21 protein-coding genes are annotated in these 25,202 nt (G+C 73.7%); 9 read left to right on the top strand and 12 right to left on the bottom strand.

Annotation, left to right across the window (positions count from 1 at the left end; genetic code table 11):
• The first annotated feature begins 17 nt into the window (after positions 1–17).
• The 4 genes from KBX43_RS15995 to ctaD all read left to right on the top strand — a co-directional run bounded on the left by KBX43_RS15995 (position 18) and on the right by ctaD (position 4,669).
• Positions 18–1,172, top strand: a complete 1,155-nt coding sequence (locus KBX43_RS15995; protein ID WP_210885146.1) for a glycosyltransferase — start codon at positions 18–20, stop codon at positions 1,170–1,172.
• 87 nt (positions 1,173–1,259) lie between these two features.
• Positions 1,260–1,712 carry a DUF4383 domain-containing protein gene (locus KBX43_RS15990; RefSeq protein ID WP_043330186.1) on the top strand — a complete coding sequence of 151 codons (453 nt, stop codon included), beginning with the start codon at positions 1,260–1,262 and terminating at the stop codon, positions 1,710–1,712.
• Between the two features lie 134 nt (positions 1,713–1,846).
• Positions 1,847–2,578 carry an ATP-binding protein gene (locus KBX43_RS15985; RefSeq protein ID WP_043324490.1) on the top strand — a complete coding sequence of 244 codons (732 nt, stop codon included), beginning with the start codon at positions 1,847–1,849 and terminating at the stop codon, positions 2,576–2,578.
• A gap of 87 nt (positions 2,579–2,665) precedes the next feature.
• Positions 2,666–4,669, top strand: a complete 2,004-nt coding sequence (gene ctaD, locus KBX43_RS15980; protein WP_043324493.1) for a cytochrome c oxidase subunit I — start codon at positions 2,666–2,668, stop codon at positions 4,667–4,669.
• 103 nt (positions 4,670–4,772) lie between these two features.
• On the opposite strand, the gene KBX43_RS15975 is transcribed toward ctaD, so the two are convergent.
• The 4 genes from KBX43_RS15975 to KBX43_RS15960 form a co-directional block, all read right to left on the bottom strand.
• Entirely contained in the window at positions 4,773–5,906 is a 1,134-nt protein-coding gene (locus tag KBX43_RS15975; RefSeq protein ID WP_064446137.1) for a SigB/SigF/SigG family RNA polymerase sigma factor, read from the bottom strand.
• A gap of 244 nt (positions 5,907–6,150) precedes the next feature.
• Positions 6,151–7,560, bottom strand: a complete 1,410-nt coding sequence (locus KBX43_RS15970) for a hypothetical protein (RefSeq protein WP_064446138.1) — start codon at positions 7,558–7,560, stop codon at positions 6,151–6,153.
• A 430-nt stretch (positions 7,561–7,990) separates the two neighbouring features.
• Complete coding sequence (locus KBX43_RS15965) at positions 7,991–9,739, bottom strand: thiamine pyrophosphate-binding protein (RefSeq protein ID WP_187693678.1); 1,749 nt, start codon at positions 9,737–9,739, stop codon at positions 7,991–7,993.
• Positions 9,732–10,856, bottom strand: coding sequence for a Vms1/Ankzf1 family peptidyl-tRNA hydrolase (locus KBX43_RS15960; protein WP_030504049.1), 1,125 nt, complete (start codon positions 10,854–10,856; stop codon positions 9,732–9,734). Before KBX43_RS15960 ends, KBX43_RS15965 begins: the two co-directional genes overlap by 8 nt.
• A gap of 142 nt (positions 10,857–10,998) precedes the next feature.
• On the opposite strand from KBX43_RS15960, the gene KBX43_RS15955 reads away from it, so the two are divergent.
• The gene (locus KBX43_RS15955; protein WP_176722897.1) at positions 10,999–11,547 is read left to right on the top strand and encodes a hypothetical protein; all 549 of its coding nucleotides are present in this window, start codon (positions 10,999–11,001) and stop codon (positions 11,545–11,547) included.
• Positions 11,548–11,583: 36 nt separating this feature from the next.
• The gene (locus tag KBX43_RS15950) at positions 11,584–12,474 is read left to right on the top strand and encodes an alpha/beta fold hydrolase (RefSeq protein WP_069089871.1); all 891 of its coding nucleotides are present in this window, start codon (positions 11,584–11,586) and stop codon (positions 12,472–12,474) included.
• On the opposite strand, the gene KBX43_RS15945 is transcribed toward KBX43_RS15950, so the two are convergent.
• On the bottom strand, positions 12,455–12,826 hold the full coding sequence (locus tag KBX43_RS15945) for a DUF3817 domain-containing protein (RefSeq protein ID WP_209961671.1): 372 nt from the start codon (positions 12,824–12,826) through the stop codon (positions 12,455–12,457). The two genes, KBX43_RS15950 and KBX43_RS15945, sit on opposite strands and share 20 nt — an antisense overlap.
• Positions 12,827–12,983: 157 nt before the next feature.
• On the opposite strand from KBX43_RS15945, the gene KBX43_RS15940 reads away from it, so the two are divergent.
• Positions 12,984–14,462 carry a glutamate--cysteine ligase gene (locus KBX43_RS15940; protein ID WP_210885144.1) on the top strand — a complete coding sequence of 493 codons (1,479 nt, stop codon included), beginning with the start codon at positions 12,984–12,986 and terminating at the stop codon, positions 14,460–14,462.
• A 12-nt stretch (positions 14,463–14,474) separates the two neighbouring features.
• On the opposite strand, the gene bla is transcribed toward KBX43_RS15940, so the two are convergent.
• From bla to KBX43_RS15925, 3 genes are all read right to left on the bottom strand, one after another.
• Positions 14,475–15,401 carry a class A beta-lactamase gene (gene bla / locus KBX43_RS15935; protein ID WP_209961666.1) on the bottom strand — a complete coding sequence of 309 codons (927 nt, stop codon included), beginning with the start codon at positions 15,399–15,401 and terminating at the stop codon, positions 14,475–14,477.
• 171 nt (positions 15,402–15,572) lie between these two features.
• The gene (locus KBX43_RS15930; RefSeq protein WP_187693675.1) at positions 15,573–16,181 is read right to left on the bottom strand and encodes a DUF6518 family protein; all 609 of its coding nucleotides are present in this window, start codon (positions 16,179–16,181) and stop codon (positions 15,573–15,575) included.
• Positions 16,182–16,231: 50 nt separating this feature from the next.
• Positions 16,232–16,522: a helix-turn-helix domain-containing protein gene (locus KBX43_RS15925; RefSeq protein WP_069089831.1), complete on the bottom strand. Its 291-nt coding sequence runs from the start codon at positions 16,520–16,522 to the stop codon at positions 16,232–16,234.
• Between the two features lie 66 nt (positions 16,523–16,588).
• On the opposite strand from KBX43_RS15925, the gene map reads away from it, so the two are divergent.
• Positions 16,589–17,362, top strand: coding sequence for a type I methionyl aminopeptidase (gene map, locus KBX43_RS15920; RefSeq protein ID WP_064446143.1), 774 nt, complete (start codon positions 16,589–16,591; stop codon positions 17,360–17,362).
• 18 nt (positions 17,363–17,380) lie between these two features.
• Here map and KBX43_RS15915 read toward each other — a convergent pair whose 3' ends face one another.
• The 4 genes from KBX43_RS15915 to glgX form a co-directional block, all read right to left on the bottom strand.
• Positions 17,381–18,028 (bottom strand): maleylpyruvate isomerase family mycothiol-dependent enzyme, encoded by a 648-nt coding sequence (locus KBX43_RS15915; RefSeq protein ID WP_113973753.1) that lies wholly within the window; start codon positions 18,026–18,028, stop codon positions 17,381–17,383.
• Between the two features lie 183 nt (positions 18,029–18,211).
• Entirely contained in the window at positions 18,212–19,945 is a 1,734-nt protein-coding gene (gene treZ, locus KBX43_RS15910; RefSeq protein WP_210885142.1) for a malto-oligosyltrehalose trehalohydrolase, read from the bottom strand.
• Positions 19,942–22,242, bottom strand: coding sequence for a malto-oligosyltrehalose synthase (gene treY, locus KBX43_RS15905; RefSeq protein ID WP_174537268.1), 2,301 nt, complete (start codon positions 22,240–22,242; stop codon positions 19,942–19,944). Before treY ends, treZ begins: the two co-directional genes overlap by 4 nt.
• A gap of 3 nt (positions 22,243–22,245) precedes the next feature.
• Positions 22,246–24,366 carry a glycogen debranching protein GlgX gene (gene glgX / locus KBX43_RS15900; RefSeq protein ID WP_209961664.1) on the bottom strand — a complete coding sequence of 707 codons (2,121 nt, stop codon included), beginning with the start codon at positions 24,364–24,366 and terminating at the stop codon, positions 22,246–22,248.
• A 543-nt stretch (positions 24,367–24,909) separates the two neighbouring features.
• Between glgX and KBX43_RS15895 the strand changes: the two genes are divergently transcribed.
• The gene (locus KBX43_RS15895; RefSeq protein ID WP_113973761.1) at positions 24,910–25,128 is read left to right on the top strand and encodes a hypothetical protein; all 219 of its coding nucleotides are present in this window, start codon (positions 24,910–24,912) and stop codon (positions 25,126–25,128) included.
• Positions 25,129–25,202 lie beyond the last annotated feature (74 nt).

Below are 25,202 nucleotides of genomic sequence, written 5' to 3'. Positions count from 1 at the left end.
GCGAGGAGGAACAACGCATGACGCTCACCGTGCTGATGAACGCCGGTCCGTGGCTGTCCGTGCCGCCGCCCGGCTACGGCGGGATCGAGAACGTGGTGGCCACGCTCGTGCCGGAGCTGCGCCGGCTGGGCGTACGGGTGGTGCTGGCCTCGGTGGAGAGCAGCACGCTGCCGGTGGACGAGAAGATCGCGGTCTTCCCGGACGGCCAGTTCCACGCGCTGCAACGGCCGTACAACCAGGTGTGTGGCGTGTCCCAGGCGCACCTGTCCGGGGTGGTGCAGGCGCTGCACGCCCGCGACGACATCGACCTGGTGCACGACCACGTGGAGGCGGTCGGGCTGGCCACGCTCGCGGCGATGGGCCCGGACGCCCCGCCCGCGCTGCACACGTTGCACTGGGACCTGGCCAAGCACCCCGAGCTGTACGGCAACCTCGACGGCGGCGACCGGGTACGGGTCAACGGCGTGTCCGCGTCGCAGCTGGCGCGCGCGCCGGAGGCGCTGCGCGCGCACTCGGTGGGGCACGTGCACCTGTCCACCCCGCTCGCGGTGGACGCGAACCGGCAAGCCTCGGTGGCGAAGGGCGACCACGTGGTGATCCTCGGCCGGATCAACCCGGGCAAGGGGCAGGACCTGGGCGCGCGGCTCGCCCACGAGGCCGGTTTCCCGCTGGTGCTGGCCGGGCCGGTCGGGCCGTACCACCGGCCGGAGGATCTCGCCGCGGCCGGCGACGAGGCGCGGCAGAACCCGGACGTGCGCTTCTTCCACGACCACGTCGCGCCGTACATCGACGGCGACCGGGTGCGCTGGGTCGGCACGGTGGCCGGGCGGGACCGCGACGACCTGGTCGCCTCGGCGCGGGCGTCGCTGTTCCCGCTGCGCTGGGAGGAGCCGGGCGGCACCGCCGTGGTCGAGTCGCTGGCGCTGGGCACGCCGGTGGTGGCCACCGCCCGGGGCTGCCTGCCGGAGCTGGTCGAGCACGGCCGCACCGGCCTGCTCACCGGCGTCGAGGAGGAGCTGGGCGACCTGGTTCTCGCCGCCGGCGGCCTGGAGCCGGACGAGTGCCGGCGCGAGGCGGCCCGGCGGTTCACCCCGGCCCGGATGGCGCAGCGCTATCTGGAGCTGTACGAGCGGGTCCGCCAGGGCGCGGCGCAGCCGTTGCAGCCCGCCTGACGTACGCCGCCGGCCCGGCGTTTGCCCGCGCCGGGCCCGGGAAACCGTCGCTCCCCGCGTGGCGAGGAGGCCGGCGTGACGAACTCGATGGCGCACTCCCGGGCGCGCCGCAACCCGGCCGACGGCCGGGCGCCGGTGCGCCGGATCGCCTCCGGGTTCGCCGTGCTCCTGCTGCTGCTCGGCGCGCTGGGCTTCGTGCCCGGCATCACCAGCGACTACGCGGATCTGCGCTTCGCCGGCCCGGGGTCGGGCGCCCGGCTGCTGGGGCTGTTCCAGGTCTCGGTCGTGCACAACCTGGTGCACCTGGTCCTCGGGGTGGCCGGGCTGGCGCTGGCCCGTACCGTCGCCGGGGCCCGCGCGTTCCTGGTCGGCGCCGGGGCGGTCTACCTGGCGCTGTGGCTCACCGGCCTGGCGGTCGACCGGCGCGACGCGGCGAACGTGCTGGCGGTCAACCGCGCCGACGCCTGGCTGCACCTGCTGCTGGGCGCCGCCATGCTGGTCCTGGGGCTGCTCGCGTCGCGACGCGGCGACCGCCGCTGACCTGCGCCCCGGCGGCCCGGATGCCCGGTTTCGGGGGCCGGGGGCCCGGGTACGTCCGTAGTCCTCCGGCTGCGGGAGGCGGCGACCGCCGCGGCCGGGCGACCCTCCCCGACGAAACGGAAACGAGGACGGCGATGGTGACCCGGATCAGGTGCGAGGTCCGCGACGAGTCGCCGGTCACTGTCGTACGGCTGGCCGGCGCGCTCGACCTGGGCACGATGCGCGCGGTGCACGAGGTGCTGGACCGGTGCCTCGCCGCGCAGCCGGACGCCCTGGTGGTCGACCTGGAGGAGATCGAGGTCGGCGAGCCGCTGGCGCTGTCCGTCTTCGCCGCCGCCGCGCGGCGCGCAGCCGACTGGCCGGCGGTGCCGATGGTGCTCGCCGCGCCCTGCGCCGAGACGGCGGCCTGGCTGAACGAGACCACCGCCTGCCGGGTGGTGCCGGTGCGCCGGGACTGCGCCGAGGCGGCGGCGCTGGCCGGCGCGGATTCGGCGCCCCGGCTGCGGGCGCGGCTGGAGCCGGTGGCCGGGGCCTGCCGGCGGGCCCGGGAGCTGGTCACCGAGGCGTGCGGCAGGTGGAACGTGCCGGAGCTGGCCGGCCCGGCCTCGCTGGTGCTCAGCGAGCTGGTCGGCAACGTGGTGCGGCACGCCGGCACCCCGATGCAGGTGACGCTGACGCTGCGCCGGCCGTACCTGCGGGTGGCGGTGATGGACGGCAGCCCGGCCGACGCGCGCGCCGCGACCAGCCGCGACCCGCGCGCCGAGGGGGGCCGCGGGCTGATGCTGGTGCGGGAGCTGACCCAGCGCTGGGGCAGCACCCCGGTCGGCGCCGGCAAGGTCGTCTGGGCCATGCTCCCCGCTAATTGACCGAATTCTCCGCTCTCGCCTGGTTACATGGGCAGAGGGCCGGGTACGCCCGCCCGTCCTGTCTGTCGTCACACGGGGTGAGATGCCATGCCCAAGCGGGTAGTCACGGAACCGGCACGAGACCGGGGGCCCGCGATCCTCGCGCCGGCCCGGTTCGGGGGCTTCCCCGGGCCCGTACGGGAAGCGGTGAAGGGCAACGCGCTGTGGCGGTTGCTGCGCACCACCGACGCCAAGCAGATCGGCCTGCTCTATCTGATCACGTCGTTCGCGTACTTCATCGTCGGCGGGATCCTGGCGCTGGTCATCCGGGCGGAGCTGGCCCGGCCGGGGATGCAGATCGTCTCCCCGGAGCAGTACAACCAGATGTTCACCATGCACGGCACGGTCATGCTGCTGCTGTTCGCGACGCCGCTGTTCTTCGGGTTCGCCAACTACCTGGTGCCGCTGCAGATCGGCGCCGCCGACGTGGCGTTCCCCCGGCTGAACGCGTTCGCGTACTGGCTCTACTTCCTGGGCGCGCTGATGGTCGTGGGCGGGTTCGCCACCCCGGCCGGCGCGGCGGACTTCGGCTGGACCGCGTACACGCCGTTGAGCACCGCGCAGCACTCCCCCGGCGTCGGCGGGAACCTGTGGGTGGTCGGCCTGGCCGTGTCCGGCCTGGGCACGATCCTCGGCGCGGTCAACCTGATCACCACGATCGTGACGCTGCGGGCCCCGGGCATGACCATGTTCCGGATGCCGATCTTCACCTGGAACGCGCTGCTCACCAGCGTGCTGGTGATCTTCGTGTTCCCGCTGCTGGCGGCCGCGCTGATGGCGCTGGCCTCGGACCGGCTCCTGCACTCGCACGTGTACGACTCGACGACCGGCGGGCCGATGCTGTGGCAGCACCTGTTCTGGTTCTTCGGCCATCCCGAGGTCTACATCATCGCGCTGCCGTTCTTCGGCATCATCACCGAGATCATTCCGGTGTTCTCCCGCAAGCCGATCTTCGGCTACACCGGCCTGGTGCTGGCCACCATCGCCATCACGGTGCTGTCGATGACGGTCTGGGCGCACCACATGTTCGCCACCGGGCAGGTGCTGCTGCCGTTCTTCAGCATCCTGAGCTTCCTGATCGCGGTGCCGACCGGCGTGAAGTTCTTCAACTGGATCGGCACCATGTGGAAGGGACAGATCACGTTCGAGACGCCGATGCTGTTCGCCGTCGGCTTCCTGGTGACGTTCCTGCTCGGCGGCCTGACCGGGGTGCTGCTGGCCAGCCCGCCGCTGGACTGGCAGGTCACCGACAGCTACTTCGTGGTGGCGCACTTCCACTACGTGATGTTCGGGACCATCGTGTTCGCCGCGTTCGGCGGGCTCTACTTCTGGTTCCCGAAGATGACCGGGCGGCTGCTCGACGAGCGGCTGGGCAAGATGCACTTCTGGACCATGTTCGTCGGCTTCCACGCCACGTTCCTGGTGCAGCACTGGCTCGGCAACGAAGGCATGCCCCGCCGGTACGCCGACTACCTGCCCGGTGACGGCTTCACCACGCTGAACACGATCTCCAGCATCGGCTCGTTCGTCCTCGGCGCGTCCACCCTGTTCGTGATCTGGAACATCTGGAAGTCGTGGCGGTACGGCGCGATGGTCACCGTGGACGACCCGTGGGGTTTCGGCAACTCGCTGGAGTGGGCCACCACGTGCCCGCCACCGCTGCGCAACTTCGACCGGATGCCGCGCATCCGCTCCGAGCGGCCGGCGTTCGACCTCAAGTACGGCCCGCTCGTCTCCGACCTGGGCCGCGACCTGCCGCAGCGCACCACCAAGCCGCCGCAGAGCTTCCGCGAGGAGCTGCGCCACGAGCGGCACCTGCCGGAGTCCCCGTCGGCCGGCGGCGCGTACGGGGCGCCCGAGGCGGTGGACTACCAGCCCGCTCCGCAGTCCGGCGCCCGGCCGGTGGAGGTGCCGGTGCCGGAGGAGGTACGCCGGCCCAGCTTCGAGGAGACCGACGAGCCGGAGGACAGCGCGCTCAACGCCGAGCGCGACGACCAGCCCAACGACAGGTGGCGGCACCCGCGCGGGCACGGGGACACCCCGGAGAACTGAGACACCGGACGGGGGCCGGTGCCGTGCGGGCGCCGGCCCCCGTCGCGTACGCCGCGCGCCGGCTCCCGTGGTGGGAGCCGGCGCGGTACGTGCGTGCGGCGGGTCAGTCGGCGGCCGGCAGTCCGGCAGCGGTCAGCGAGCGGCGCACCGCCGGCTGCACCCGGGTCAGCCGCAGCGGCACCCCGGTACGCGCGGCGGCGTCCCGCCCGGCCATCAGCGCGGCGATCCCGCCGGCGTCGAAGCCACCCGCGCCGACCAGGTCCACCACCACCTCGCGGGGCTGCCCGGTGACCGCCTTGAGCACGGCCCGGCGCAGCTGGTCCGCGCCGGCCCGGTCGACCTCGCCGCCGACCTCGACGACCACCCGGTCGCCGTTCTGCTTCACCGAGATGCGGGCCTTCGCCGGCTCGGCCTCGGCGGCGCCGTTCTGCCAGGGCGGCGGCGCCTCGGCCAGCATCGCCTGGCGCAGCCAGGTCAGCGCCCGCGACAGCAGCCGGGACACGTGCATCTGCGAGATGCCGAACCGGGCGGCGATCTCCGCCTGGGTCTGGTTGCCGTAGAAGCGCATCGCCAGGATGCGGCGCTCCCGCCAGGGCAGCCGGTGCAGCAGGCCGCTGACCGTGACCCGGTCGTCCACCGACTCCAGCGCGTGGTCGGACTCGCCGACCAGGTCACCGAACTCGGCCGAGCTCTCCCCGCCGACCGGCGCGTTCAGCGACGCCGGGCTGTAGCCGGCGGCCGACTCCAGCGCGGCGAGGATCTCCTCCTCCGGCGTCTCCAGCCGGGCGGACAGCTCCGCCACCGTGGGGGCGCGGGACAGCTCGCTGGTGAGCGTCGCCGTGGCCTGCCCGACCTCGAGGATCAGGTCGCGCAACCGGCGCGGCACGTGCACGCCCCAGGTGCGGTCACGGAAGTGCCGTTTGATCTCGCCGACAATGGTGATCGCCGCGTACGCGGTGAACGAGCCCCGTTCCGGGTCGTACCTGTCGACGGCGTTGACCAGCCCGAGACGGGCCACCTGTTCCAGGTCCTCCAGCGGCTCGCCGCGTCCCCGGTAGCGCCGGGCCAGCCGGCCGGCGAACGGCAGCGCGAACCGGACCAGGTCGTCCCGCGCCTCCTGCCGCCGTTCCGGTGGCAGTCCCTCGATCCGGGCCGCGTACGCGAGCGCCGCGGCGTCCAGGTCCTCCAGACCCCGGTCGGTGGTCGGTGGTGTGGGTGTGGTGGTCTGTCCGAACATCCGCGCCCCCCTCGCCGAAGGTCCCCGCCCGGTCGTAACCGGTCGTGCGCGTGGTCGGACCACGCACCGGGTGAGGAAGTTGGGTTACGTGACGGAGTACGTCGAAGGCGGTGGCCGTCCGCCGCACGGCGTCGTGGGCCGTTCCGCGGCGAGCGGTCTTCCCGCTCCGTAGGTACTCAATCACGGACCGCAGGATCGCGAGGAAGTTTCGCCAGGTTGCCCGGCAGCCGGTCCCGGCGGCGGTTCAGCAGACCAGCAGGCCCTGGTGCGCGCCCGCGTCACGCAGCGCGGTGAGGGCCTCGGCCGCCCGCAGCGGCGGCGGCGTGGGCAGGTCGCAGGGCTGGTTGCGCAACACCTCCGTGGCACGTCGGGTGGGTACCGAGGCGACCGGGTAGCCGCGGGCGGCACCCCGGTCCAGGGCCCGCCGCTTGCGCCCGAAACCGGCCACCGCCAGCCACTGGGGCAGGCCCGCGTGCGCGGGCGAGCGCAGGCCGGGCGGCTCGGGCAGCACGTCCACCGAGCTGAACGGCTCGCTGCCGGCCAGCCACCACTCGACGCCGGCGACCCGGCGCGCGGTGGCGTTCTCGCACCAGTAGGGCACCAGGCCGGCCCGCAGCACCTGCCCCGGATCGAGCAGCCGCCCGCACTCCACCACCAGCCGGTCCCCGGTCTTGCCGGCCCGCCGCAGCCAGCGCCGGTACAGGTCGGCGGTCACCGCGCTCAGCGCGTCCGGCTGCGGCACCACGACCCGGTGCAGCGGGTGCCCGTGCCGGTCCCCCGCAGACCGGGCGTCGTGCTCGAAACCGGACTCCACACCGTGCTCGGCGAACGCGCCCGCGACAGTGACCTCCGGCGTGACCCAGCGCGACTCGTCCCCGCCGGCGGCGCGCAGCACCTGACCCAGCGCGCGGGCGTCCGGGTGGAAGTCGACCGGGTCCAGCCCGCCGGCCGGGCAGCCGGTCTGGAAGCTGTGCCCGTCGCCGCCGTCGCGCACCGGCCAGGTGCGGGCGTCGTGCAGCAGCAGCACCGGCGCGGCCGGTTCCAGCCGGTCGGCCAGGAAACGCGCGTACGCCTTCGGCAGCGTGCGCCAGCGCACCGCGAACGTCACCACCGCGCCCGCCGCCGCGCCCCGGCTCGCCGGGCAGTGCACCTGGCGTACGTGCACGCGCGGATTGGCGTCGAGCAGCCGGGCGGCCAGCGTGGCGCCGTGCGCGTACGCGGCGTCCGGGCGGTCCACCGCCCCCCGGCTCCACCGGGCGGTGATCTCGAAGCCGGCCGGCAACCACGGCACGCCGAGCGCCACCGCGAGGTGGGCGGCGGCGCCGTGCGGTGAACCGAGCACCACGCCGGGCCAGCGCCGGTCCGGGTACTGTCCGGTGAACCATCCGGCCACCCGCTCGGCGTCCACGGCGGCGATCTGGGCGGCGGTGAGCGCGGCCCGCCCGGCGGCCCGCGACGCGGCGGCCCGGCGTACCGGCTCGGGCGCGCCACCGAGGCGCGACAGCGCGCCCGGGTGGCCGAGGTCGCCGCAGTCGTCGCCGCGCAGCGCCCGGGCGGTCGCGGCGACCAGGGTCCGGGCGGCGCTGCCGGCCGCCACCACCCGCTCGGCGGGCAGTCCCGCGCCGCCGGCCCGTTCGACTCGTTCGCTCACCACGCGGCCCGGCTTCCCGTCCCTCTGGGGTCTAAACGGGGCATCTCCCCACGGGGCAGGACCAAGGCCCGCCCGGTGGCCGCACCGCCCGCGGCACCCAGGTACGCCGTCGCGCCGCGCGCCCGCCGTCACGGGCGGGTATGGGCCGGACCGGGACGGGCACTGCACGGCGCATGCCCGACGACGGGAGCACCCCGGCGGCGACCATCACCCCGTACCGGGACGGACCGCCGCGGGAACGCAACGACTTCGCGCTGGTCACGCCCGAGTATCGAGACGTCTCCGGGCCGCCCGGCGACCGCGAGCGCTGCCCCCCTGCCACCTCCCCCGCGATCTTGCACTTCGGCCCCCGGAAAACCGTTCTGAAGCGGGCACTCAGGGGGCCGGAACTGCAAGATCGCGAGGGAAGAGAGGGCGGGCCGCCCGGATGCCGCTAGACGATCTCGTCGGCCGCGATGGCCTCGGTCTGGATCACCCGTTCCCGCACCCGGCGGGCGGCGTCCCCGTCGGCGACCAGGCCGCGCAGGTCGGCCAGCGCCGGCTCGGGCACGTCGAGCGGCGTGGACGGATCCACCACCGCCTCCAGCACGGCGGGCCGGTCGGCCGCGAGCACCTCGTCCCAGGCGGCGCCGACCAGGTCCGGCCGGTCCACCCGTACGCCGTGCAGCCCGAGCAGGCGCGCCCACCCGGCGTACGGCACGTCGGAGCGTCGTCCCCCGGGCGTACGCCCGCCGCCCACCCCGGACTGGTCCCGGTTGTTCAGCACCAGCACGATCAGCCGGGGATCGCGCCACCGCGTCCAGTGGTGTGCCACCGTGATCAGCTCGGCCAGGCCGTTGAGCTGCATCGCGCCGTCGCCGAGCAGCGCGATCACCGGCTCGTCCGGGCGGGCCAGCTTGGCCGCGACCGCGTACGGCAGCGCGCAGCCCATCGAGCCGAGCGTGCCGCACAGCCGCGCCTGCACCCCCGGTGGCAGCTCCAGGTGCCGGGCGTACCAGTAGACGACCGAGCCGACGTCGACGGCGACGGAGGCGTGCCGGGGCAGCCGGGCGGACAGCTCGTGGAGCACCAGCCGCGGGTTGACCGGCTCGGCGGGCGTGGCGGCCCGCTCGGCGGCGGTCTCCCGCCACCGGTCCACCATCTTCTCCACCATGCCGCGCCACTCGCGGTGGGGCTGGTCGGGCACCCGGGTCAGCAGTGCCCGCAGCGTCTCGGCGGTGTCGCCGACGAGCGGCACGTCCACCGGGTAGCGGGTGCCGACGCGCCGGCCGTCGATGTCGATCTGGATGGTGCGTACCTGGCCGGGCATCGGGAACCAGTCGGTCCACGGATCGTTGGTGCCGATCATCAGCAGCGTGTCGCAGCCGCCCATGAGCTGCGCGGCGGCGGTGGTGCCGACCTCGCCGAGCACGCCGGTGTGGAACGGCAGCCGCTCGTCCAGCACCGGCTTGCCCAGCAGCGACGTGGCCACGCCCGCGCCGAGCCGGTCGGCGAGCGCGACGATCTCCTCGGCCGCGCCGTGCGCGCCCTGGCCGACGAGCATCGCCACCCGCTGCCCGCTGCCCAGCAGCGAGGCGGCGGCGTCCAGGTCGGCGTCGTGCGGCAGCACCCGGGCCAGCGGCTCGCCGGGCGTCGCGGTGACCACTCCGGCGGTCTGCGGCAGCAGGTCCGGTACGGCGGTGACCTGCAACGCGCGCGGCAGCACCACGCAGGTCGGGCTGCGCGTCGCGGCGGCGGTACGGAACGCCTGGTCCAGCAGCGCCGGCACCTGCTCCGGGCGGCGGCCGTAGCGGACGAACTGGTTGCACACGTCGCCGAAGAGCCGGCTCAGCCCGATCTCCTCGTGCGCGCCGCCGAGCGGGCCGGTGACGTCCTCGCCGACGATCGCGACGACCGGCTTGCTGTCCAGCTTGGCGTCGTAGAGCCCGTTGAGCAGGTGCACCGCGCTGGGCCCCTGGGTGGCCAGGCACACCCCGACGCCGCCGGTGAACTTCGCGTGCCCGGTGGCCATGTACGAAGCGGTCTCCTCGTGCCGGGCGGGGACGAACGCCGGGTCCCCGCCCGCGTCGTCGAGCGCGCCCACGAGCGGGGCGATCGCCGCGCCCGGACAGCCGAAGACCCGCGGCACCCGCCAGGCCCGCAGGCGTTCGACCACCAGGTCGGCGACGATGCGCTCAGCCATTACCCCGCCCGGGCGTGCTCGCGTCGACGTAGCGCAGCACCGCGCCGACCCCGTCGGTCAGCTCCGGCGCCTCCTCGGGCGCGAGCACCGTCAGGTCCGCGTCGGTGCCGATCAGCGCGCGCAGCAGCGCGGCGTCGGCGCGTACCCGCTGGGGGTCGGCCACCGACATGTCCGACAGCTGCCCCGGGTCGGTGGCGATCTCGGTCGGCTCGGGGCCCACCCACAGCTCGCCGTCGGCGGACGGGTCGTCCACGATGAGCATGGTGTCGACCTGGTTGCGTTGCAGCGCGGAGACCACGGCGTCGAGGCCGGCCCCGACGTCCTCCTGCACGCCGAAGCGGTCCAGGGCGGCGGTGACGCGCCGGTCGGCGACCTCGGCGACGGTCTGCGCCGTGATGTCGTCCATCAGCGTGTCGTCCGCGCCGACGTCGCGGGCGCCGGCGTCGGTGCGGACCAGCACGTCCTGCCACCGTTCCGGCAGCTGGGCGGCGATCATGCCGGTGGCGCGGATGTCCCCGGCCACCACCACGACGTCCGCGCCGACCCGCTCGGCCAGGTCTGCGGTGGCCGCGGCGGCGTCGCCGGCGTTCTGGTGCCACGCCTCCATGGCGGCGCGCTGGTAGCGGGACTGTGACCAGCCGCCCGGCTGTACGCGCCGCAGCTGCCGGCTCTGTCCGCCGGTGACGTGGGCGCGGCGCGGCACGCCGCCGGCGCTGACCGCCATCGCGTCCGCGCCGGTACGGTCGGCCAGGACCCGCACCCAGGCCACCTGTTCGCCGCGCTGGGCCACGAGCGGCATGGTGTGCGGCAGCGCCGACCAGCTCGCCAGGTCACGCAGCGGCGGCGCGGACAGGTACTCGGTGAGCACCACGCGGCCCCGGGTGGCGAACACGGCGATCCCGTAGTCGCCGGGCATCGGCTGGTGCCGGCGGACGACCTCCTCCACCGCCTCGACGGTGACCGGGTCGGCGCCCTGGCTCAGCAAATCGCCCTTGAGGGCCCGCCAGCGCAGGTCGACCTGCGCTCGCGCGTCCTGGGTGTCGCGGGAGGCGTCCATGTACACCGAGCACCAGGGCCCGGGACGGTTGTAGAGCGGGCGCAGGAAGGACAGCTGCATGCTCGACCCCTTTCCGGCTCGGCCGCACGCATACCCGCGCCCCGGCGGAGTTCACCTGCCGGCCGCCCGGGCGTGACCGGTGTTCATTCACGTCGTTCAACTCCACGGGTCGATACCATCTGTGCACGGATCGGAACTCTCGGTGGTGAACATGGACACGGAGCTGCATACCCGTCGCGTCGTCCACCCGGCGGAGCGCGTCGTCACCGGACGTCTCGTCCGGTTGATGGAGGGCTACGCCCGGGAGGTACGGGTCGGGCAGCCGGCGCTGGTCGCGGTGCTGACCGCCGCGGGGGTGGTGGGGCTGCTGCTGAAGGTGGTGCGCGCGTTGCTCAGCAGCGGTGGCGGCGGGGCCCGGCGCAGCTTCAAGGAGCTGAAGAAGGGGCCGGAGTTCCTGGTCACCCCGGTCCGGGTCCGCGACGCCGCCGGCCGGCTGGTCGAGGTCGAGCTGCACGGCCACCTGCCGCAGAGCGCGCTGCACCCCGGCGACCACGTCCAGCTCACGCTGCGGGCGCAGCGCGACGAGGATCTGCCGCCCCGGATCGAGCGGATCGTCAACCTGACCACCGGGCAACTGCTCACCCCGCGCACCGCCACGCTCTGGTCGCACCTGGGTCCGGCGCTGCTGCTCCAGGCCGTGCTGGGCGCCGTGCTGCTGTTCGGCGTGGCCGCCTGCTCCGCGCTGACCTAGGTTTCCCCGTCGCCGGTGGCGGGCACCGCTGCGGCCATGTTCGCCGGATTCACGCTCACCGAGATCGACGCCGGCGCGGTGCGCCTGCGCGTACGCCACGGCGGCTCCGGGCCGCCGGTGGTGCTGCTGCACGGGCACCCGCGTACCCATGCGACCTGGCACCGGGTGGCGCCGCGGCTGGCCGCGCGGCACACGGTGATCTGCCCGGACCTGCGCGGCTACGGCGGCTCGTCGAAGCCGCCGAGCGACCCGGAGCACACGGTCTACTCCAAGCGGGCGATGGCCGCGGACGTGGTCGGGCTGCTCGACGCGCTCGGCCACCGCCGGGCCGCCGTCGTCGGACACGACCGCGGCGCGTACGTGGCCATGCGCACCGCCCTGGACCACCCGGACCGGGTGAGCCGCCTCGGTGTGCTGGACGGGGTGCCGATCGGTGAGGCGCTGGCCCGCTGCGACGCCCGGTTCGCCGCCCGCTGGTGGCACTGGTTCTTCCTCGGCCAGCTCGCCAAACCGGCCGAGCGGGTCATAAACGCCGATCCGGACGCCTGGTACGGCGGCTCACCGGAGGAGATGGGCGAGCAGGCGTACGCCGACTACCGCCGCGCCATCCACGATCCGGCCACCGTGCACGCCATGTGTGAGGACTACCGGGCCGGGCTCGGTCCGGACCGGGCGGCGGACGACGCGGACCGCGCCGCCGGACGCCGGATCGGCTGCCCGGTGCTGTTCGCCTGGTCCGAGCGCGACGACATGGTCGACCTGTACGGCGACCCGGCCGCGATCTGGCGGGACTGGGCCGACGACGTGCGGACCGCCTCGATCCCGTCCGGGCACCACATGGCCGAGGAGGCGCCGCGGGAGCTGACCGACGTGCTGGCCGGTTTCCTCGCGGAGGACCTTGCCTCGGTCAGCGACCGGCGGGGGTGAGCGGTCGCGCGACCGGGGCCGGCGCGTCGAGCAGGCCCCGGCGGCGCGCCCAGCGCTCGAACAGCACGGTGGCGAACGGGGGCACCGCGCTGACCAGGGCCAGCCCGGTCTGCACGAGCGTCCAGCGGCGCCGCCGGGCCACCACGAGCGTCAGCAGTCCGTAGACCACGAACAACGCGCCGTGGATCGGGCCGAAGATCTTCACGCCGATCTCGTTTCCGGGCGGCCCGTACTTGACCGCCATGCCGGCCAGCAGCGCCGCCCACGAGCAGCCCTCGGCGAACGCCGCCACCACGAACGCCCGGATCCACCCGTCGCGCATCAGCCACTCCCCTTCGCCGTCGGCGGCCATGCTAGCCGCCCGGGCCGGGCTGTCCGGACGGAACCCGCTGCCCCGCGACGGGGATCACCGGGGCCGCCACGGGGTACAGAAAAGGGTCTGGCGGACCTTTCCTGACCCGCCACTCCGTGCGAGGTTGGGGAGAACCAACGGTGACAGGGTGGTGACCATGGGCGAGGACGTCGGCGTGCGTACCTTCAGCCGGGAGGACCGGGCCCGCTATCGCGAGAAGGTCCGGCGGTGCCTGGACGTGTTCGCCGAGATGCTGCGCGAGTCCCGGTTCGACGTGGAGCGGCCGATGACCGGCCTGGAGATCGAGCTGAACCTGGTCGACGACGACTTCGACCCGGCCATGCGCAACGCCGACGTGCTGGAGGCGATCGCCGACCCGGCGTTCCAGACCGAGCTGGGCCAGTTCAACGTCGAGATCAACGTCGAGCCGCGCCGGCTGGCCGGCACCGGCACCGCCGCGTTCGAGGAACACGTGCGGGCCAGCCTGAACGCCGCCGAGGAAAAGGCCCGCACGGTCGGCGCGCACATGGTGATGGTCGGCATCCTGCCGACGCTGCGCCCGGAGCATCTGACCGCCGAGACGCTGTCGGCCAATCCCCGGTACGCGCTGCTCAACGAGCAGATCTTCGCCGCCCGGGGCGAGGACCTGCCGATCGCGATCAGCGGGGTGGAGCGGCTGGCCACCACCGCCGACACGATCACCCCGGAGGCGGCCTGCACCAGCACCCAGTTCCACCTCCAGGTCAGCCCGGCGCAGTTCGCCGACTACTGGAACGCGGCCCAGGCGATCGCCGGCATCCAGGTGGCGCTCGGCGCGAACTCGCCGCTGTTCTTCGGCCGGGAGCTGTGGCGCGAGACCCGGGTGCCGCTGTTCCAGCAGGCCACCGACACCCGGGCGGAGGAGATCAAGGCCCAGGGCGTACGCCCGCGGGTGTGGTTCGGGGAACGCTGGATCACCTCCGTGTTCGACCTGTTCGAGGAGAACGTGCGCTACTTCCCGGCGCTGCTGCCGGTCTGCGACCCGGAGGACCCGGCCATCACGCTGCACAGCGGCGGCGTGCCGAAGCTGGCCGAGCTGCGGCTGCACAACGGCACCATCTACCGGTGGAACCGGCCGGTCTACGACGTGCTGAAGGGCCGCCCGCACCTGCGGGTGGAGAACCGGGTGCTGCCGGCCGGGCCGACGGTGCTGGACACCGTCGCCAACGGCGCGTTCTACTTCGGCCTGGTGCGGGCGCTCGCCGAGTCCGACCGTCCGCTGTGGTCGCAGATGTCGTTCAGCGCGGCCGAGAAGAACTTCAACGCCTGCGCCCGGCACGGCATCGACGCCCAGGTGTACTGGCCCGGCCTGGGCTACCTGCCGGTGACCGAGCTGGTGCTGCGCCGGCTGCTGCCGATGGCCCACCACGGGCTGGACCGGTGGGGCCTCGACCCCGCCGAGCGGGACCGGCTGCTCGGCATCGTCGAGCAGCGCTGCCTGACCAGCCGCAACGGCGCGACCTGGCAGGTGGAGACGCTGCACCGGCTGGAGTCGGCCGACCACCTGGACCGTCCGGCGGCGCTGCGCGAGGTGGTCCGCCACTACGTCGACCTGATGCACAGCAACCGGCCCGTGCACGAGTGGCCCATCCCCTGAGCCGGCCTCCCGTCAGCGCAACGCGGTCACCGTCGCCCGCGCGGCCTGGGCGACCAGGGTGTCGTCGGGCTTAGCGTCGCGGCTGCCGCGACTGGACATGACCGCCAGCACGATCGGCGCGGAGTCCGGCGGCCACACCACGGCGATGTCGTTGCGGGTGCCGTACCCGCCGGTGCCGGACTTGTCCGCCACCTGCCACCCGGCCGGCACGCCGGCCCGGACCAGCCCGCTGCCGGTGGTGCTGGCCCGCATCCAGCTCAACAGCAGGTCCCGGTCCGCGGGCGGCAGGGCCTCACCCAACGTGTACGCCCGCAGCGAGCCGGCCAGCGCGCGGGGCGTGCTGGTGTCGCGCTCGTCGCCGGGCGTGGCCGCGTTGAGTTCCGGCTCGGTACGGACCGGCCGGGTGACCCGGTCACCGACATCCCGGAGCGCCCGCGCGAAGCCGGCCGGGCCGCCGAGCGCGTCGAACAGCAGGTTGCCGGCGGTGTTGTCGCTGTACCGCACCGCTGCCTCGGCGGCGTCCCGCAGCGTCATCCCGGTCTCCACGTGCCGTTCGGTCACCGGTGAGTGCGCCACCAGGTCGGCGCGCCGGTAGCGGACCACCCGGTCCCGGTCGGCGTCGGACGTGGCGGCCAGCATCGCGCCGGCGGCGAGCGCCTTGCACGTCGAGGCGTACGCGAACCGCTCGTCGGCCCGGTGTGCGAGGGTGCGGCCGGTGCCGGTGTCGACGGCGTAGACGCCGATCCGGGCGCCGAAGCGCCGCTCCAGCGCCGCCAGCTCGGCCGGCGCGGGCACCGGCTCGGCGTTCGGCGTCGCCGACGCGGCGGGTGCGGTCGGGGCGCTGGTGGGCGACGCGGCTTCGGGCCGGTCCTTTGTGCAGCCGGCCACCAGGGCCGTCGCCGTGAGCATCGCCGCCGTGAGCACCTGCCGTCGGATCATCCGTTTCCTCCCCCGTCATCCGGACCACGCCGTTCTCGGGTCATTGTCGCCGATCCCGGTCGGGCCGGTGGTCCGCCGCCTCGGCCGACGCGGTGGCCCGCATCCTCGGCCGGCGGGGTGGCCCGCATCCTCGGCCGGCGGGGTGGCTCGCAGCCTCGGCGGCGGGGCAGGTCAGCTCCCCGCGACGGCGGCGAACGTGAGCGCGCCCGCCGCGGCCAGCGGCAGCGCCACCGCGGCGGCCAGCAGCCGCACCCGGGCGGACCGGCCGATCAGCACCACGAGCAGCACGGCCAGCCCGAGGTCGATCGCCACGTTCCACCAGGCTCCGGGGTAGGACCCGGACTTCAGCGCGAACCGCAGCGCCTCCTCCACGAACACGGCCACCGGCAGCGCGGTCCCCACGACGCGCCGCCATCCGTCGGTCCGCGCCCAGATGCCGGCGACGCCGAACACCACGCCCGCCACCACGCCGAACGCCATCCAGACGAACGAGGTGAGCGCCCAGATCACGGCGAGGTCGTCGCCCTGGAGCAGCGTCGCCGCCAGGTAGTAGCTGGGCACCGCGACGATCAGCAGGACGCTGGCGGCCACGGCGGCACGCACCGCGCCCGACCGGATCCACCAGCCCAGCGCGAACGCGGCCACCGCCCAGGTGGCTGTGGAGTTGCCCAGTTCGGCGAACGGGAACGGCACCCACTTGATCCAGACGAAGTCCAGGAAGCCGAGCAGGAAACCGGCGACGGGAACGACAAGCGCGACGGCGCGACGCGAGGGTGGCATGCACGGAATCTTACATACTCGGTATGCTCAACCCCGTCGAGAGGGCTGCCCTACGAGGCGAGGCGCCGCTCGGACGGCGCGAGACGCGCCACGTCGTCGGAGTGGTTGATCTCCGACCAGACCGCATCCAGGGAGAGGCCGAGGACGTCGGCGATGGCGGCGATGGTGGGAAACGCCGGGGTGGCCACCCGGCCGGACTCGATCTTGCGGAGCGTCTCCGGGGAGACACCCGCGTCGAGCGCGGTGAGCAGCATGGATCGCTCACCCCGGGCGCGGCGCAGGAGCGCGCCGAGGCGCTGCCCGCGCTCGACCTCGGCGGGAGTGAGGGGCAACCGGACCATGCCGAGATTCTAATACCGGGATAACATGACCGGGATACTTATTGGTCGCGTGAGGAAGGCGCCCGCATGATCGAGATCCTGAGCCCCACCGACGTACGGCGGGCGCGGGACACCGGCGCCCTGGTCGCCCACATCCTGCAGACCCTCCGGAGCAGCACCACCGTCGGCACCAACCTGCTCGACATCGACAGGCAGGCCCAGCGCATGATCGTCGAGGCCGGGGCGCAGTCCTGCTACGTCGACTACGAGCCGTCCTTCGGGCGCGGGCCGTTCGGCCACTACATCTGCACGTCGGTGAACGACGCGGTGCTGCACGGCCTGCCGCACGACTACACGCTCGCCGACGGCGACCTGCTGAGCCTCGACCTGGCCGTCAGCCTCGGCGGAGTGGTGGCCGACTCCGCGATCAGCTTCCTCGTCGGTGACGCCCGGCCCGCGGAGAGCGTCGCGCTCATCGACGCGACCGAGCGGGCGTTGCAGGCCGGGATCGCCGCCGCCGGTCCCGGCGCCCGGATCGGCGACCTCTCGCACGCCATCGGATCGGTCCTCACCGCGGCCGGTTACACGGTCAACACCGAGTTCGGCGGGCACGGCGTCGGGTCGACGATGCACCAGGACCCGCACGTGTCGAACACCGGCCGCCCCGGACGCGGGTACAAACTGCGCCCCGGGCTGCTGCTGGCGCTGGAGCCGTGGGTGATGGCGGACACCGCCACGCTCGTCACCGACGCCGACGGGTGGACGCTGCGCAGCGCGACCGGCTGCCGCACCGCGCACAGCGAGCACACCATCGCCATCACCGACGACGGCGCGGAGATCCTGACGCTGCCGAAGCCGTGACCCGGGCACCCGCCGTGGTCACACGGGCGTGCAGCGCTCCCGCAGCGTGGGGACACCGGGCCCGGTGAGGTCGTCGCAGTACGCGGCCCGCCCGGCCATCGCCATCGTCAGCGCCAGCGTGGTGCCGCTGACCAGCGGGCCGTCGCCGGCGGTGAACGGCCCGTCGGTCGCCTCCACCCGCAGGCCGTCGATCGCGCTGCGCCCGGCCACCGTGAAGTCCCGCCCGGCGTAGAACCGGGCGACCGGCGTCACCGCCTCGACCGGGGGCGTCCGGGCCAGGCCGAGCGGCCGCCGGATGTCCTGGGCGTGCACGACCACCTCACCGAGCCACGCCTCGGTCGGGCCGAACGTCGACGTGGTGCTGCCGATGATCCGCCGGAACCGGTCGAGCGTCTCCCCCGGGTCGGCGCCCCGGTGCTCGGCCAGCCGGCGGTCGTTGTGCAGGTCGAAGTCGAACCGGGCGCCGAGCACGCTGGCGACCCAGCGGGCCCGGCCGACGCTTGCCGCCGCGGTCATGTGCGCGAGTGTCTCCTCAACGGTCCACCGGCCGCACAGCGAGCGCCGCGCCCACTGCGCCGCGTCGATTCCGGCGAGGTCGTCGGCCAGGGCGGCGCGCTCGGCGTGCGCGAGCGCCCACAGCTCACGGCGGGTCAGCGTGTCGGACATGAAACCTCCAGGGGCCGGGTCGTCGGAGTTAGGACCCCGCCCCGTCGACGAACTCACCGCTCCCACCCCGCCGATCTTGGAGTTGTGGTGGTTCGCAAACCCGGCATGCGCGACCTTCGAGGCGCCACAACTCCAAGATCGGCGCCGAGGGCCGGAGGCCCGGGGGCGGGGCCGCGGGGGCGGTCAGAGCGCCGCGATCGCGGCCGACTCCGGCGGCAGCTCGATTCCGTCGCGCATCACCGTGACGCCCTCGGACGTGGCGAGCAGCACCCGGCGTACCACCCCGGGCAGGTTGATCCGCTGCGCCCGGCCGGCCAGGTTCGCCACCACGAGCGTGTCGCCGCGCCGCATCACCAGGAACCGGTCCCCGTGGCGGACGTCGACCCGGTCCAGCCGGGGGTCGGACAGGTCGGCCCGGGAGCGGCGCAGCGCGATCAGCCGCCGGTAGAGGTCGTACGTCTCGCGGTGCTCGGGCTTGTCCAGCTCGGCCCAGTCCAGCCGGGACCGCAGGAACGTCTGCGGGTCCTGCGGGTCCGGCACGTCGTCGGTGGCCCAGCCGTGGTCGGCGAACTCGCGTCTGCGGCCGGTGGCGACAGCCGTCGCGAGTTCCGGCTCGGGGTGGCTGGTGAAGAACTGCCACGGCGTGGTGGCCGCCCACTCCTCCCCCATGAACAGCATCGGCGTGAACGGCGCGGTCATCAGCAGCGTCGCGCCGACGCGCAACAGGCCGGGCGACAGCGTGGCGGAGATCCGGTCGCCGGTGGCCCGGTTGCCGATCTGGTCGTGGTTCTGCAGGTACGCCACGAAGCGGTGGCCGGGCGTGCGCTGCCTGTCGACCGGGCGGCCGTGGCTGCGGCCGCGGAAGCTGGACCAGGTGCCGGCGTGGAAGAACCCGCCGGTCAGCACGTCGGTGAGGCACTCCAGCGAGCCGAAGTCGCCGTATTGGCCCTGCCGTTCGCCGGTGAGCAGCGTGTGCAGCGCGTGGTGGGCGTCGTCGTTCCACTGCGCGTGCAGGCCGTACCCGCCCGCCTCGCGCGGCGTGATCAGGCGCGGGTCGTTGAGGTCGCTCTCGGCGATCAGCGACAGCGGCCGCCCGAGGTGCGTGGACAGCGCCTCCACCTCGGCGGCGACCTCCTCCAGCCAGTGCACGGCCCGGCCGTCCGGCATGGCGTGCACGGCGTCCAGCCGCAGCCCGTCGACGTGGTAGTCGCGCAGCCAGCCCAGCACGCTGTCGGCGATGTAGCGGCGTACCCCGTCGGAGTGCGGGCCGTCCAGGTTGACGGTGCGGCCCCAGGTGTTGCTCTGCTCGGTGAGGTACGGCGCGAACCGCGGCGCGTAGGCCCCGGAGGGCCCGAAATGGTTGTAGACGACGTCGAGGATCACCCCCAGGCCCTTGGCGTGGGCGGCGTCGACGAACCGTTTCAGGCCGTCCGGGCCGCCGTACGGCTCGTGCGGCGCGAACCAGCAGACGCCGTCGTAGCCCCAGTTGTGCTCGCCGTTGAACGCGTTGACGGGCAGCAGCTCGACCATGTCCACGCCGAGGTCGACGAGGTGGTCGAGCCTGGCGATCGCCCCGTCGAACGTGCCTTCCGGGGTGAACGTGCCGATGTGCAGCTCGTACAGCACGCTGCCGGGCAGTTGCCGGCCGGTCCAGGCGGCGTCGGTCCAGGCGAACGCGGCGTGGTCGTAGAGCCGGCTGGGCCCGTGCACCCCGGCCGGCTGCCAGGCCGAGCGGGGGTCGGGCAGCGCCTGGGCGTCGTCGTCGAGCAGGAACGCGTAGTCGGTGCCGGGCCCGGCGCCGGGGACCTCGACCCGCCACCAGCCGTCCGGCGCCTGACGCATCGCGTGGTCGGCGACGCCGGGCAGGCGCAGCCGCACCCGGGCGGCCTCGGGCGCCCACACCGTGAACTCGGTCATGCGGCGGCCTCCACAGAGTCGGTGGGTGCGAGGAGGGCGACGGGGTAGGTGCTCAGCAGATCATGAAGAAGCAGCTCAGAACCACTGTAGACCCGTCCGGTGAACAAGTCGGTGCACTCGTGAACGGGAAGTGACAGCGCCGTGTCCCGCCAGCCGCCGGAGCGGGCCAGCCGCAGCGGCAGCCGGGTCGCCACCGCGACCGCCCCACCCCGGTCGAAGGCCACCGCGTGCGCGGCGGCCGGGCCGCGCGCGGGCACCGGCCGGTAGCCGCCGAACAGGTCCGGGCGGTCGCGGCGCAGCCGCAGCGTCCGGGACACCACGAGCAGCTTGGCCGCGCCGTCGGCGGCCACCGCGGGCCGCCAGCCGGCGTCGAGCCGGGCCAGCAGGTCCCGGCGTACGGTGAAGTCGACCGGCCGCCGGTTGTCCGGGTCGACGAGCGAGTTCTCCCACAGCTCGGTGCCCTGGTAGACGTCGGGCACACCGGGCATGGCGAGCTGGACCAGCTTCTGCCCGAGCGCGTTCGACCAGCCGGGCGGCGTGATCTCGGCGGCGAACGCGGTGATCTGGGCGTGCAGCTCCGGGTCGTCGTACATCCGGTCGACCAGGGCGTGCAGCTCGTGCTCGAAGCCCGGGTCCGGGTCGGCCCAGCTGGTGGTGACGGACGCCTCCCGGGCGGCCTTCTCGGCGTACCCGTGCAGTCGTTCCCGTTCGATCGGCCACGCCCCGACGGCGGTCTGCCAGAGCAGGTGGGCCAGCGCGGGGTCGGCCAGCGGCGCGCGCGACATCCAGTCGGCGACCCGTTCGGCCCAGCGGCCGGGCAGCTCGGACAGCACCGCGAGCCGGGCGCGGACGTCCTCGCCGCGCTTGGTGTCGTGGGTGGACAGCGCGGTCATGCTCGCCGGCCAGCGCACGTGCCGGGCGGCGGCGAAGCGGTGCAGCTCGGCCGCTGGCACACCGAAGTGGGCCGGGCTGCCGCCGACCTCGTTGAGCGCGACGAACCGGCTCCACCTGTAGTACGCGGTGTCCTCCACGCCCTTGGCCATCACCGCGCCGGTCAGCTGCGGGAACCGGGCGGCCAGCTCGTGGCCGGGGTCGCGCAGCCGGGCGGTGACCTGGTCGAGCACGCCGGTCAGGTCGGGACGGCGGCGGCCTGCCTCGCTGCGGGCGGCGGCCAGGTGCCGGGCGCCTTCGGGCGGGTATCCGCGGTAGACCGGGAAGCACGCGGCCAGCTCGGCCAGGGCGGCGCGGACCTGCTCGCCGGGCAGCTCCGGCACGAGCGCGGCCAGCCGGGTCAGCTCGGCGGCGAGCAGCCGGGTGGCGGCCTCCAGCTTGGTGGCGTGCGTCAGGTCCGCCCAGGACGTGTGCCGGCCGGTGAGCCGGCCGTCGAGCGCGGTGAAGTCCGCCTCGGCGTCCGGGTCGACGAACAGCCCGGACACGGCGGCCAGCGCGTCGTAGCCGGTGGTGCCGTCGACCGGCCAGTCCGGCAGGTCCTCGCCGTACTCCAGGATCTTCTCCACCACGAGCCAGCTCTGCGGCGCGGCGGCGCGCAACCGGGCCAGGTAGCCGGCCGGGTCGCGCAGCCCGTCCGGGTGGTCGACGCGGATGCCGTCGACCTCCCCGGCGTCGACCCAGCGCAGGATCTCCGCGTGGGTGGCGTCGAACACCTCCGGGTCCTCCACCCGCAGGCCGGCCAGGTCGGACACGGCGAAGAACCGGCGGTACGTCAGCTCGGCGTCGCCGCGCCGCCAGTTCACCAGCTCGTAGTGCTGCCGGTCGTGCACCTGCCGGGGCGTGCCGTCGCCGGTGCCGTCGGCCACCGGGAACCGGTGCTCGTGGTAGCGCAGCTCCCCGTCGACGAGCTTCAGGTCGTCGAGCGCGTCGGCGCTGTCGGCGAGCACCGGCAGCAGCAGCCGCCCCCGGTCCCAGTCGATGTCGAACCAGCGCGCGTACGCCGAGTCGCGTCCCCGCCGCAGCACGTCCCACCAGGCCGGGTTGGCCTCGGGCCGGGCGACGCCGGCGTGGTTGGGCACGATGTCCACGACCAGGCCCAGCCGGGCCGCGCGCAGCGCCCGGACCAGCCGGGCCCGGGCGGGCTCGCCGCCGAGCTGCGGGTTGACCGCGCGGTGGTCCACCACGTCGTAGCCGTGCGTGGAGCCGGGCGTGGCGGTGAGCAGGGGCGCGGTGTAGAGGTGGGTGACGCCGAGCGCGGCGAGGTAGCCCGCCAGCTCGGCCGTGGCGTCCAGGTCGAAGCCGGGACGCACCTGGACCCGGTAGGTCGAGCGGGGGGTGTCGGGCATGGGTCAGGCCGTCCTCTCCAGGACCAGCAGCGAGCGGTCCGGCACGCAGACCGTGCCGCCCGCCTCGACCAGTGTCGTCTTCTCCGGGTCGGGTTCCGCGGTGCTGATCACCAGCTCCCACCGGCTGCCGAACTCCTCGCCAGGCAGCGTGAAGTCCAGCGGCGCGTCGTGCGCGTTGAACAGCAGCAGGAACGAGTCGTCCCGGTGGCGCTGGCCGTACTGGCCGCGTTCCCCGATGCCGTCGCCGTTGACGAACAGGGCCACCGAGCGGCCGAAGTCGTTGCCCCAGTCCTCGCCGGTCATCTCCCGGCCGTCGGGGGTGTACCAGGCCAGGTCCGGCAGTCCGGAGCCGGCGGCCCGGCCGCCCACCGGCAGGCCGGTGAAGAACCGGCGGCGGCGGAACACCTGGTGCCGGTTGCGGAAGTCGGTGAGCCGGCGGACGAAGTCCAGCAGCTCGTCGTCGGCCCGGTCCCAGTCCACCCAGGCGATCTCGCTGTCCTGGCAGTAGGCGTTGTTGTTGCCGCGCTGGGTGCGGCCCAGCTCGTCGCCGTGGCCGAGCATCGGCACGCCCTGGGACAGCATCAGCGTGGCCAGGAAGTTGCGCCGCTGCCGGGCCCGCAGCGCGCGTACGCCCGGGTCGTCGGTCTCGCCCTCGACGCCGCAGTTCCAGGACCGGTTGTGGCTCTCCCCGTCCCGGTTGTCCTCGCCGTTCGCCTCGTTGTGCTTGTCGTTGTAGGAGACCAGGTCGGCCAGCGTGAACCCGTCGTGGCAGGTGACGAAGTTGATGCTGTGGAACGGGCGGCGGCCGTCGTCCTGGTAGAGGTCGGCGGAGCCGGAGATGCGGGAGGCGAACTCGGCGAGCGTGGCCGGCTCGCCGCGCCAGAAGTCGCGTACGGTGTCGCGGTACTTGCCGTTCCACTCGGTCCACTGCGGCGGGAAGTTGCCGACCTGGTAGCCGCCGGGGCCGACGTCCCACGGCTCGGCGATGAGTTTCACCCGGCCGACCACCGGGTCCTGCTGCACCACCTCGAAGAAGGTGGACAGGCGGTCCACCTCGTAGAACTCGCGGGCCAGCGTGGCCGCCAGGTCGAACCGGAAGCCGTCGACGTGCATCTCGATCACCCAGTAACGCAGCGAATCCATGATCAGTTGCAGCGAGTGCGGGCTGCGGACGTTGAGGCTGTTGCCGGTGCCGGTGTAGTCGACGAAGTAGCGCCGGTCGTCCTCGGAGAGCCGGTAGTAGCTGGGCGTGTCGATGCCCTTGAAGCTCAGCGACGGCCCGAGGTGGTTGCCCTCGGCGGTGTGGTTGTAGACCACGTCGAGGATGACCTCGATGCCGGCCGCGTGCAGCGCCTTGACCATGCCCCGGAACTCCTGCACCTGCTGGCCCAGGCGGCCCAGCGCGGAGTAGCCGTGGTGCGGGGCGAAGAAGCCGATGGTGTTGTAGCCCCAGTAGTTGCGCAGCCCCAGGTCGGCCAGGCGGTGGTCGTGCACGAACTCGTGCACCGGCATCAGCTCCACCGCCGTGACGCCGAGCCGTTTGAAGTGCTCGATCATCACCGGTGAGGCGATCGCCGCGTACGTGCCGCGCAGCTCCTCCGGGATGCCCGGGTGGCGCATGGTCAGCCCGCGCACGTGGGCCTCGTAGATCACCGAGTGGTGGTACGGGGTGCGCGGCGGCCGGTCGTTGCCCCAGTCGAAGTACGGGTTCACCACGACCGACTTCGGCATGTACGGCGCGGAGTCCTCGGTGTTCATCCGGTCCGGGTCGCCGCCGACCTCGTAGTCGTAGACCGACGGGTGCCACATGATCTCCCCGTCGACCGCCTTCGCGTACGGGTCGAGCAGCAGCTTGCGCGGGTTGCAGCGCAGCCCCTCGGCCGGGTTCCACGGCCCGTGCACCCGGTAGCCGTAGCGCTGGCCGGGCTCGACGCCGGGGATGTAGGCGTGCCAGACGTACGCGTCGACCTCGCGCAGCTCCACCCGGCGCTCGGTGCCGATGTCCCACTCGTCGAACAGGCAGAGCTCGATCTTCTCCGCCACCTCGGAGAAGATCGCGAAGTTGGTGCCCATCCCGTCGTAGGTGGCGCCGAGGGGGTAGCTCTCGCCCGGCCAGACCTGCATGTCGCTCCTTCGGCCCATGATCGTGAGCGCAGCGGACAGGGGGCCGCCGATGCGCACGCCGGTGATGCCCAGTCGTACGCCTCGTCAATCCACCCGTTCGGACGGTAACCGAAATCCGCCCTCGTGGGGCCGGATGTCACGTTCGGGCCCGCCTGCGGCGATCGGGGCCACCCGTCCCGGCATTCCATAGCCGGGGTCGGCGAATAAGCAGGTCACTTCACAATAGAGGGTCGCCCGCATTCATTGACACCTTCCCCTACTTAATCTTCTCGTTACATCGTCTTCACGCGATCGGAGAAGGAGGCAATTGATGCGGTGATTCATCGTTCGACCCCACCTGACCTGGGCGTCTCGAATAGTGGATCCCGGAACTACGCCGCGTCACCGCCCGGAATCTTTCCGTTCCCGACCGGCCTTCACCTGCGCGAATTGACGGTTCCGCCTCGCTTTATCTCCCTGTTACATCAGCGCGGTGCGAATCCCGCCAGTACCGGCCTACGCTTCGTTCCACTGTCCACATCGATCCGAAAAGAGGATGAATCGATGGGTGAAAGCAGGAACTTGTCGATCGACCTGTCCGACCTGGACACCACAGCGGTCTCCTGGTCGGGCGCCGGCGACGAGGCGTCGGCAGGGCTGTACGCCATGCCGACGGGCGGCGGGATCACGCTGACCGACCCGTCCGCCATGGGCAAGGGCTCCTGCGGCGGCGCCGCGTGCCAGGGCCGGCCGATCCAGTGGTGCTGCGTCAACTGCCACTGATCATCGCGGAGCCGCCGGCGATCGCCGGCGGCTCCGTCCCATCGTCAGCGCGGCCGGTGGCCCGGCTCGTGGGA

Origin of the sequence: Micromonospora sp. C41 (assembly GCF_018070485.1) — a bacterium.
GTDB lineage: Bacteria > Actinomycetota > Actinomycetes > Mycobacteriales > Micromonosporaceae > Micromonospora > Micromonospora chalcea.
This window is presented reverse-complemented; position numbering and strand designations above follow the sequence as displayed.

Excerpts from the sequence above, each read along its gene's own strand:
- KBX43_RS15995 (WP_210885146.1), top strand. The coding sequence starts at position 18 with ATGACGCTCACCGTGCTGATGAACGCCGGTCCGTGGCTGTCCGTGCCG.
- KBX43_RS15990 (WP_043330186.1), top strand. The coding sequence starts at position 1,260 with ATGGCGCACTCCCGGGCGCGCCGCAACCCGGCCGACGGCCGGGCGCCG.
- KBX43_RS15985 (WP_043324490.1), top strand. The coding sequence starts at position 1,847 with ATGGTGACCCGGATCAGGTGCGAGGTCCGCGACGAGTCGCCGGTCACT.
- ctaD (WP_043324493.1), top strand. The coding sequence starts at position 2,666 with ATGCCCAAGCGGGTAGTCACGGAACCGGCACGAGACCGGGGGCCCGCG.
- KBX43_RS15975 (WP_064446137.1), bottom strand. The coding sequence starts at position 5,906 with ATGTTCGGACAGACCACCACACCCACACCACCGACCACCGACCGGGGT.
- KBX43_RS15965 (WP_187693678.1), bottom strand. The coding sequence starts at position 9,739 with ATGGCTGAGCGCATCGTCGCCGACCTGGTGGTCGAACGCCTGCGGGCC.
- KBX43_RS15960 (WP_030504049.1), bottom strand. The coding sequence starts at position 10,856 with ATGCAGCTGTCCTTCCTGCGCCCGCTCTACAACCGTCCCGGGCCCTGG.
- KBX43_RS15950 (WP_069089871.1), top strand. The coding sequence starts at position 11,584 with ATGTTCGCCGGATTCACGCTCACCGAGATCGACGCCGGCGCGGTGCGC.
- KBX43_RS15945 (WP_209961671.1), bottom strand. The coding sequence starts at position 12,826 with ATGGCCGCCGACGGCGAAGGGGAGTGGCTGATGCGCGACGGGTGGATC.
- KBX43_RS15940 (WP_210885144.1), top strand. The coding sequence starts at position 12,984 with ATGGGCGAGGACGTCGGCGTGCGTACCTTCAGCCGGGAGGACCGGGCC.
- bla (WP_209961666.1), bottom strand. The coding sequence starts at position 15,401 with ATGATCCGACGGCAGGTGCTCACGGCGGCGATGCTCACGGCGACGGCC.
- KBX43_RS15930 (WP_187693675.1), bottom strand. The coding sequence starts at position 16,181 with ATGCCACCCTCGCGTCGCGCCGTCGCGCTTGTCGTTCCCGTCGCCGGT.
- KBX43_RS15925 (WP_069089831.1), bottom strand. The coding sequence starts at position 16,522 with ATGGTCCGGTTGCCCCTCACTCCCGCCGAGGTCGAGCGCGGGCAGCGC.
- map (WP_064446143.1), top strand. The coding sequence starts at position 16,589 with ATGATCGAGATCCTGAGCCCCACCGACGTACGGCGGGCGCGGGACACC.
- KBX43_RS15915 (WP_113973753.1), bottom strand. The coding sequence starts at position 18,028 with ATGTCCGACACGCTGACCCGCCGTGAGCTGTGGGCGCTCGCGCACGCC.
- treZ (WP_210885142.1), bottom strand. The coding sequence starts at position 19,945 with ATGACCGAGTTCACGGTGTGGGCGCCCGAGGCCGCCCGGGTGCGGCTG.
- treY (WP_174537268.1), bottom strand. The coding sequence starts at position 22,242 with ATGCCCGACACCCCCCGCTCGACCTACCGGGTCCAGGTGCGTCCCGGC.
- glgX (WP_209961664.1), bottom strand. The coding sequence starts at position 24,366 with ATGCAGGTCTGGCCGGGCGAGAGCTACCCCCTCGGCGCCACCTACGAC.
- KBX43_RS15895 (WP_113973761.1), top strand. The coding sequence starts at position 24,910 with ATGGGTGAAAGCAGGAACTTGTCGATCGACCTGTCCGACCTGGACACC.